Source organism: Accumulibacter sp., from assembly GCF_032229525.1.
Lineage (GTDB): Bacteria > Pseudomonadota > Gammaproteobacteria > Burkholderiales > Rhodocyclaceae > Accumulibacter.
In genome coordinates, this window is the sequence record NZ_JAVTWB010000197.1 from 1 (window position 1) to 5,771 (window position 5,771).

The 5,771-nt window shown below is 65.5% G+C and carries 7 protein-coding genes; 3 read left to right on the forward strand and 4 right to left on the reverse strand.

The features are described from left to right. Positions 1-30 precede the first annotated feature (30 nt). The gene (locus RUW20_RS15415) at positions 31-588 is read right to left on the reverse strand and encodes a DUF2062 domain-containing protein (protein ID WP_313953108.1); all 558 of its coding nucleotides are present in this window, start codon (positions 586-588) and stop codon (positions 31-33) included. 271 nt (positions 589-859) lie between these two features. On the opposite strand from RUW20_RS15415, the gene RUW20_RS15420 reads away from it, so the two are divergent. After that, the gene (locus RUW20_RS15420; protein WP_313953109.1) at positions 860-1,513 is read left to right on the forward strand and encodes a DsbA family oxidoreductase; all 654 of its coding nucleotides are present in this window, start codon (positions 860-862) and stop codon (positions 1,511-1,513) included. 107 nt (positions 1,514-1,620) lie between these two features. On the opposite strand, the gene RUW20_RS15425 is transcribed toward RUW20_RS15420, so the two are convergent. From RUW20_RS15425 to RUW20_RS15435, 3 genes are read right to left on the reverse strand one after another with little or no spacing between them, the layout of a single operon-like run. After that, entirely contained in the window at positions 1,621-1,923 is a 303-nt protein-coding gene (locus RUW20_RS15425) for a 2Fe-2S iron-sulfur cluster binding domain-containing protein (RefSeq protein ID WP_313953110.1), read from the reverse strand. Next, the gene (locus RUW20_RS15430) at positions 1,920-3,104 is read right to left on the reverse strand and encodes a P-aminobenzoate N-oxygenase AurF (protein ID WP_313953111.1); all 1,185 of its coding nucleotides are present in this window, start codon (positions 3,102-3,104) and stop codon (positions 1,920-1,922) included. Before RUW20_RS15430 ends, RUW20_RS15425 begins: the two co-directional genes overlap by 4 nt. 18 nt (positions 3,105-3,122) lie before the next feature. Continuing rightward, positions 3,123-3,848, reverse strand: a complete 726-nt coding sequence (locus RUW20_RS15435; protein ID WP_313953112.1) for a sterol desaturase family protein — start codon at positions 3,846-3,848, stop codon at positions 3,123-3,125. A 102-nt stretch (positions 3,849-3,950) separates the two neighbouring features. Here RUW20_RS15435 and RUW20_RS15440 point away from each other — a divergent pair, with 102 nt between their 5' ends. After that, positions 3,951-4,562 (forward strand): nuclear transport factor 2 family protein, encoded by a 612-nt coding sequence (locus RUW20_RS15440; RefSeq protein WP_313953113.1) that lies wholly within the window; start codon positions 3,951-3,953, stop codon positions 4,560-4,562. Between the two features lie 22 nt (positions 4,563-4,584). Next, positions 4,585-5,771 (forward strand): amidohydrolase family protein (locus RUW20_RS15445; RefSeq protein ID WP_313953114.1); only part of this gene is annotated, 1,187 nt, incomplete at its 3' end.

Here is a 5,771-nt window from a genome sequence, read left to right on the forward strand (position 1 = left end):
CTAGGAAGAAGCGGAAGAAACCTTCGCGGGCTAGGTTCTTTCCCCGGGTGAACGCTGCAGAGCGCGCCGGCGGCGCAGTCGCAACAAGGCGGCACCGCGCCAGAGGACGTTGACCAGCAGATAGCCGACCGTCGCGGAGACGACGGCGAGCACTGCCAAGCCGATAAGCAGCGGCTGGCCCATTGCCATCAGCGCATCGAAGCCCTGCCCGAAGCCGTCGAAGACGCTGCCGGTGGACGGGATAGTGACTGGCGTGGGCGCATTTTCCGCCGGCGCGTCGGTCAGCAGTCCGCCGATCTGGTACGCCAGGTAGTACCAGGGAGCGAAAGTGAAGGGATTGGTGATCAGGGTGCTGGTCAGCGCTACCGGCAGGTTGACGCGCAGCAGCACGGCCGCGATTGCCACCGCAACGAACTGCGCGACCGGCAGGATGAACGCAAAGAAGAAGCCGACCGCGACGCCGCCAGCGACCGAGCGGCGATTCAATTGCCACAGGTCCTGCGCGTGAATGGCCGGACCCATCCAGCGCAGATAGCGATGGTTGCGGATCGTGTCCGGGTGCGGGAGGAAGCGCTGGAAGAAACCCATCGTCGTGACAATCCAAGCTTGTGCAGGTACTCAGGAAGGGGAAATCGTAGCAGCAATCGGCCGCCATGACCGGAGTGCCTGGCGCATTGTTTCGCCGCCGATGCGGCGTCGAGCGCTACCATCGTGGTCTGGCCATCGCGTGCAGCGATGGCCAGACCACTCGGGCTCGAATTCGTCTCTTCCACGATTCTGCGCAAAAACGATGTGTTAAGGTGCCGGCGTCGCGCCCTGGAGCGCTCACCAACATCACAAGAACCCTTCGCCGCTCGCCATGAACGTCACCATCGACATCGTTTCCGACATCGTCTGCCCCTGGTGTTTCATCGGCAAGCACCGCCTGACGCAGGCGGTCGCGCTGGTCGCCAGGAAGCAGCCCGACACGCACTTCCAGCGCAACTGGTTACCCTATTTTCTCAACCCCAACACGCCGCCGGAGGGCGAGCCGTACCGCGCCTTTCTCGAAGCCAAGTTCGGCGGCCCGGCACCGGTCGCCCAGCTGCAGCGGGATGTCACGGAAGCCGGCCGCGAAGCGGGCGTGGCCTTCGACTTCGAGCGCATCGTCACCCGGCCGAACACCTTGCGGGCGCACCGCCTGCTCTATCGCGCGCAGTCGATCGGCCATCGACCGGCCGAAGTCGACGCCCTGGCAGAGCGTCTGTTCGTGGCGCACTTTCAGCGCGGGGAGGATATCGGCGACGTCGCGACACTGGCCGATATCGCCGCCGAGTGCGGCGACCGCAAGGACGATGTGATCGGCTATCTGGAAAGCGATGAGGGTGCGCAGCAGGTGAAATCGCTGGTGGGCAAGGTCGGTGGACTGGGCGTCAGCGGCGTACCTTTCTTCATCATCCAGCGCCGACTGACGGTGTCGGGTGCGCAAAGTGGCGAGGTGCTGGCGGCAGCGATCACGCAGGCGATGCAGTAGCCCCGGGGGCAGTTACACCTTCGGCAACGGCTGCCAGCGCCCGTGACCGGGTGTCAGCTCAGGCGTTTGCCCGCCTCGCGGCCAAACGCGCTGTCGCCGGGAAGTGCCTAGGCGCTGTCGATCTTGCGCAGCCGCAGGTCGGTCGAGAGCACCAGCTGACACGCCAGCCGAGCACGCGGATTACCCGGTGCGTAGATTTCGAGCGCTTCGGCTTCCGCCGCCTCGGGAGCCATGAGTGCCTCGCCGGCGATGGTTTCAAACTCGATCAGGCAGGTTCCACACAATCCGCTGCGGCAGCCAAACAACAGCGGCGAGTTGTGCACCGTCAGGTGCAGCGGCAAGCTCGCCAGATCCGGCAAGTCGACCGGCGCGAAAGAGGTTCCCGGAAACTCGATGCGATGCGTGCTCATGCCGGGCGGAATCCGGCGAGCTGGCGACGGTTGCCGGCGAGATAGCGCTCGGCGGAGTTGCGGCGCATGGCGCTCATTTCGCGGTTGTTCTTGTCGAGCCAGGCGACCGGATCGACAAATGCGCGATACGAATCGGCGGCGATCTGGTGCGTCTTCAACGCCGCGGCGAGGCCGTCGGATTCGCGGGCGAAGCAGGCCTCCAACATCGCCCGCGCCTCGCCATCGTCCATGCCGAAGAGCGGCGAGCGGAAGAGCTTGTAGATGACCGGGAAGAGTGCCGGGTCGTACCAGAAGATGCCGTTCACCGCCACCGAGAAGTGAAAGTGATCGCTCTGGCAACCGGCGACGCCGCGATTCACCACCCAGCGTTCGAAGCGGGTCGGCGCATCCAGTGCCCGCGGCACCTCGAGGCCAATCACCCGCGAGGTGTTGAAGTGGAACGACTCGTCCATGAAGTGCCAGTAGCTGACGGCCGACGGCAGCGGCGCCCGTTCGCGGTCCGGATGCTGCTGGTAGTAGGTCGATAGCTGATGCTGCACCAGCTTGCCGTTGAGCGTGCGCAGCCCACGAATCAGGAGGTACTGGCTGGCGAGAAAGGCGTTCGACGACGACAGCAGCGTGAAGGCCTGGATCTGCAACCGCCGCCAGAAGTCCCTGGCCGCGTTGCTGTCGGCGAAGACCATGGTGTGCTGGTAGAGGCTGCGCATCGGGTAGGTGAACAGGCGCTCGCCAAACAGGCTGTGTTCGACCGCCTCGCCGATGCTCTTGAAGGCGTTGATGTGCGCCCTTTCCTGCCTGCTCTCCAGGTCGAGGTTGTCACAGACCAGGCGAAAGTCCTCCAGGGTGTACATCCCCGCCGCCGACACCTGGTTGAGGAAGATGGTCGCCACTTCCGCCGAGACGATCTGCGCGTAATAGGCCACCCAGTACAACTGGTTGAGGACCACGCGCTGCGCCGCCGACGCCTGCTCCCACAGCCGCGTGCCCCAGAGCAGCGAGAACTGCTCGGGGTTCCAGTACTCGTGCCGGCAGTCCTCGTAACAAAATCGCCGGGCGGCGGCGTCGATCAAAGCGGTGTGATCCTGCTCGACGTTGCGACGCAGATTCAGCTCGAGCTTGCGCACGGTCGAGGTCTCGTCGAGCAGCGATCGGGTCTGGCGTTGGGCTAATCCGCTGTGCATGTGTGCATGGTCTGCGATCTACCACGGGAAAAGGAACTGTCGCCACGGACCCGGCGCATCCGGCGTGCCATAGCGGTCGGGATAGCCCTGAGGCTCACGAGCGGTACCGAAAAGCCGGTCCCAAAGCATCAGATTGGCCCCGAAGTTTACACCGGGTGTGTCCAGGCTGTGATGCAGGTGGTGGTGCAAAGGGGTCACCAGCAGCCGGCCCAGCCATGCGGGAAGCCAATGCGCGGGAAGCCTCGAATGGCGCCAGAGGTCGAGGGCGGCGGTCAGCGCCGCAGCGAAGTAGAAACCTCCCGGCTCATCGCAGAGGAAGCCCAGCAGCGGATTGACCAGAAAATAGACGAAGAGGACATTGATCAACAGCGAGTTGCGCGACGTTGCCCAGACGGTCACCGCCGGCGAGGCGTGGTGGCACTGATGCAGCGCCCACAGCACGCCGAGGCGATGGAAGAGACGGTGCTGCGCGTAGTAGATCAGATCGATGAGCACGAAGTTGAGCACGAAGCCACCCCACCAGCCGATTCGCAGGCGGCCAGCAAGCTCGGGCCAGGTCTGCGCCAGGACATGGGTCACCAGCAGATAACCGGCGACGGGGATGGCGATTCCCTGGATGGCCAGACCGGTGAAATTGAGGAAGGAGTCGGCCGGCGATCCGGCCACGGAATGACGCGGCGATACGCGCTCGAGGGCCGCGAAGGCGACAAAAGCGACGAGCGGCAGGTACCAGGCGGTGGTCACGAGAGGTCGGGCGGCAAGAGCTCGGGCGGCGGCTTTGCAGGATCGGGCGATCAGTCTATCATGGCCCGCGAGGCAATCCGGACGCATCGAGGGAGGCATGAAATGGGGATTTTTCGACGCTTGGCGGCTGTTCTAGCGCTGTTCCTGGTGGCCGGTGTCGCGTCCGCGCAAAGCGCGCCGGGCGAAGAGCGCCAGGCGGATCACGACGCGCTGCGCGCGCTGCTGACGACTTCGGCGCAGGCGCTCGCTACGCGCCAGTTCGATTTGCTGGCCGGCTTCGTCGCGCCGGGCTTTACGGTAATCACCGTAGACAACCGCAAGCTGGTCGGCCTGGAAGCGGTGAAGAAGTATTACACGGCGCTGTTCGACGGTCCCGACGCCATTCTCACCAAGCTGGAGATCAAGCCGGTGGCGGACGAACTGACCAGCTTCCTCGGCGAAAACGCGGGCGTGGTGTACGGGGTCTCCGACGACGTTTACCGCTTCAAGGACGGCGATACGCGCAACATGCAGACACGCTGGAGCGCGGCGGTGGCCAGGGACGGCGAAACGTGGAAGCTGGTCAATGTCCATTTCTCCGCCAACCTGCTCGACAATCCGATGCTCGATGCCGCCAAGGACTACGCACAGAAAACCAGCATCATCGGTGGCGTGGTCGGGCTGCTCGCCGGCATGCTGCTGATGGCACTCATACGCCGGCGAGCGCGCGGATAAGCCTCGCCCGGGTCGGCAGCGCGTGCTCGACCTCCTGCTCAAGGGCGGACTGTTCTTCGACGGAACCGGCGCGCCGCCGCAACGGGCCGACATCGCTATCGCCGACGGCAAGCTGACTCGCATCGCAGCCAACATCGACCAGCCGGCCCGCGAGACGCGCGACGTCGCCGGCCTGTGGATCGCGCCGGGCTTCGTGGACATCCACACCCACTATGACGTAGAGGTCGAGATTGCGCCGGGCCTGGCCGAGTCGGTGCGGCACGGCGTTACCTCGGTGGTGATGGGCAACTGCAGCCTGTCGCTGACCACCGGCGAGCCGCAAGCGCTGGCCGACATTTTCCTGCGTGTCGAGAACCTGCCCTCACCGCTGGTGCGCAAATGGCTCACCGAAGCGATCTCGTGGGGATCGCCACAGGCCTACCTGGACCATCTGCGCACCCTGCCACTGGGCCCCAACCTGGCGCCGCTGCTCGGCCACAGCGCCTTGCGCGCGCAGGTGATGGGGCTGCAACGAAGCCTGCACGCACGGGCCAGCGATGACGAGCTCGCCGCCATGCGCGCGCTCGCCGTCGCGGCGCTCGATGCCGGCTGCTTCGGCATTTCGATCGACATGGTCCACTGGCACAAGGTCAGCGGCGCCTACGCCGGACGCTCGGTGCCGTCGCACTATGCCGACGCGCGCGAATACCGCATGCTGGCCGAGGTCTGCCGCGAGCGCGACGCGGTTTTCCAGGCCACGCCGAACCCGCAGAATCCGCTCTCCTTCCTGCTCATCCTGGCGATGTCGGTGGGCCTTTTCCGGCCGCCGCTGCGGGCAACGGTTCTCTCCGCGCTGGACATGGCCGACCATCCGCAGTTGTGGCGGTTGTTCCCGATCGTCACCTTCGTCATCAACCGGCTGCTGGGCGGCAACCTGCGCTTCCAGACGCTGGCCGAGCCCTTCGCCATCCATGCCGACGGACCGATCACGCCGCTGTTCGAGGAATTCACCACCGGCGTCGAGCTGAACAGCTGCAGCGACCGCGCGGCACGCCGCGCGCTGTGGGCGAGCAACGGCTTCAAGGCGCGCTTCCGCGAGGATTGGGAGCGGCGCGAGCTGCGCACCTTTCACCGCGACCCGGCACGCATGCAGGTGCTGGCTTCGCCCCGACCCGAAGAGGTCGGGCGCAGCGTCGCCGAAATCGCCGCCAGCCGTGGTATCGACGCCAC